Annotated in this window: 1 protein-coding gene; it reads left to right on the top strand. The window is 70.7% G+C overall.

The features are described from left to right. Nucleotides 1-336 precede the first annotated feature (336 nt). On the top strand, nt 337-2,801 hold a 2,465-nt coding region (locus tag VHB92_RS13860), incomplete at its 3' end, for an alpha-mannosidase (protein ID WP_325454355.1).

The following is a 2,801-nucleotide window of genomic DNA, read 5'->3' as shown; positions in this document are numbered from 1 at the left end:
CACCTGCTGTCGCCCAGGCCCGCCGCGCTCCTGATCCAGCGCTGAAGCCTGCCGAGTTGCACCGCGCCCGCATCTCGGGCGGATTGCCTCTTGACGTGCAATAACTACAAATGATGTAGTAATCCGGTTCGGGTCGACCCTACGCTCGCCGGCGCCGTGAAGGGGTGAGGATCGCTCACAGCCGAAGCCGAACACCGACCGCCGGCGCGCTCCCGGCATCCGACCATCCGACCGGTTCCACCCGACGGCTCCGCCCGAAAGCTCCACCCGGGTCCCACGGATCCGCCAGATAGCACAGCACCACCCGCACGCACACGAGCACCTGAGGAGTACTACGTGCACGACGATTCGCGCCTCGTTCTGGAGCGCATCAACCGCTTTCTCACCGAGCGCATCGCGCCGGCGATCTACCGGCAGCGCATCCCGCTCACCGTCACGGCGTGGGAGGTCCCCGACGAGCCGGTGCCGTTCGCGGATGCCGTGAGGCAGCAGTTCGCGCCGATCGCGCCGGGCACGCCGTGGGGCAAGCCGTGGGGGACGACGTGGTTCCACGCCACCGGAACCGTTCCGGACAGCTGGAGGGGCCCGTCAGAGGATCTCGCGGTCGAGCTCGTCGCCGACCTCGGCTTCACGCTCGCCCAGCCCGGATTCCAGGCGGAGGGCCTGGTGTACTCACCGGACGGCGTCGTGATCAAGGCCGTGGAACCGATGAACGCCACGGTGGCGTTGGATGTGCTGGCGCAGTTCGGCGGCACGGGCTCGGGTGACGGCGTCGACGTCGGCGTCGACGTCTACATCGAGGGCGCCTCCACCCCCGACGTCGGATTCCCGTGGGACTGGCAGCCGACGCCCATGGGAGACAAGGCGACGGCGGGAACGGCGCCGCTGTACGTGCTGCGCGGCATCGAGCTCGGCCTGCGCGACACGACCGTGTGGGAGCTCGAGCGCGACGTCATCACGCTGCTCGGTCTGCACGCGCAGCTGCCCGTGGCATCCAGCAGGGCCGCCCAGGTCCTGCGGGCCCTGGAGCACATGTGCGACGCCATGGACCCGCACGACGTGGCGGGAACCGCGTCGGCAGGTCGCGAGGAGCTCGCCGGCGTGCTCGCGGTGGAGGCGGCCGCGAGCGCTCACCGCATCACGGCTGTCGGGCACGCGCACATCGACTCCGCGTGGCTGTGGCCGACGCGGGAGACGGTGCGCAAATGCGCCAGGACGTTCTCGAACGTGCTCGCGCTCATGGATGAGCATCCGGACTTCGTGTTCGCCTGCTCGTCGGCCCAGCAATACGCGTGGATGAAGCAGTTCTACCCCGAGCTGTTCGAGCGCATCAGGGCACGCGTCGCCGAAGGCCGGTTCGTCCCCGTCGGCGGCATGTGGGTGGAGTCAGACACCAACATGGTGGGCGGCGAGGCCATGGTGCGGCAGTTCGTGGCCGGGCAGGGCTTCTTCGAGCGCGAGTTCGGCCTGCGCGCCGTGACCGGGTGGCTGCCCGACTCGTTCGGCTACACCGGCGCGCTGCCGCAGCTCATGGCCGGCGCCGGCATCGAGCAGTTCCTCACGCAGAAGATCTCGTGGAACGACACCGACCGCTTCCCGCATCACACGTTCTGGTGGGAGGGCATCGACGGCACCCGCATGTTCACGCACTTCCCGCCCGTCGACTCGTACAACTCGGATCTCTCCCAGAACGACCTCGCGCGCGCCGACCGCCAGTACGCGGAGAAGGGCGAGGCGAACTCGTCGCTCGTGCCGTTCGGCTACGGCGACGGCGGCGGCGGACCGACCAGGGAGATGCTCGCGGCCGCTGACCGGGCACGGTCGCTCGACGGCTCGCCGGCCGTGCGCCTGGCGTCGCCCGAGGAGTTCTTCGCGAAGGCGAAGGCCGAGTACGGCCGTCCGCCGGTGTGGTCGGGCGAGCTCTATCTCGAGCTGCATCGCGGCACCTACACGTCGCAGGCGCGCACCAAGCAGGGCAACAGGCGCAGCGAGCATCTGCTGCGCGAGGCCGAGCTGTGGGCGACGACGGCGACCGTGCGCGCTGGTGCCGACTACCCGTACGACGAGCTCGAGGCCGCATGGCAGACCGTGCTGCTGCAGCAGTTCCACGACATCCTCCCCGGATCCGCCATCGCGTGGGTGCACCGCGAGGCGGAGCGCAACTACGCGGTCGTCGCCCAGCGGGTCGGCGCGCTCGTCGAGCAGGCGCTCGGGGCGCTCGGAGCAGGCACAGACGCCTCGGCCGGCGGGACCTCGGCCGACGGCGGGACCTCCGCCGACAGCGCGGGCGTGCTCGTCAACGCGGCACCCGTCGCGGTGCGCGGCGTGCCTGCGCTCGGCGCGGGCATTCCGGATGCCGCGGAGCAGGCATCCGTGAGGCGGGACGGCGACACGGTGGTGCTGCAGAACGCGCGTGCGCGCTTCACGCTCGACGCCCGTGGCCGCGTCGTCTCGGCCGTGCACACCGCCAGCGGCAGGGAGGCCATCGCGCCAGGCGAGGCCGCCGGCCTCCAGCTCTTCCGCGACACCCCGAACCAGTGGGACGCCTGGGACATCGACGAGCACTACCGAAGGCACGAGCACGATCTCGACGCCGTCGTGTCGCTGGATGTCGACGAGCAGCGCGGCGCGGTGCGGGTCGCGCGCACGGTCGGCGACTCGACCATCGAGCAGGAGTTCACGCTCGCGGCCGGCAGCGCGACGCTCGAGATCACCACTCGGGTGGACTGGCACGAACGGCAGCGGCTGCTGAAGTTCGCGTTCCCGCTCGATGTTCGCGCCGAGAACGCGGCCAGCGAGGT

The sequence above is a fragment of the Humibacter sp. genome, from assembly GCF_035547335.1.
In the GTDB taxonomy this organism is placed as follows: Bacteria; Actinomycetota; Actinomycetes; order Actinomycetales; family Microbacteriaceae; genus Humibacter.
This window is presented reverse-complemented; position numbering and strand designations above follow the sequence as displayed.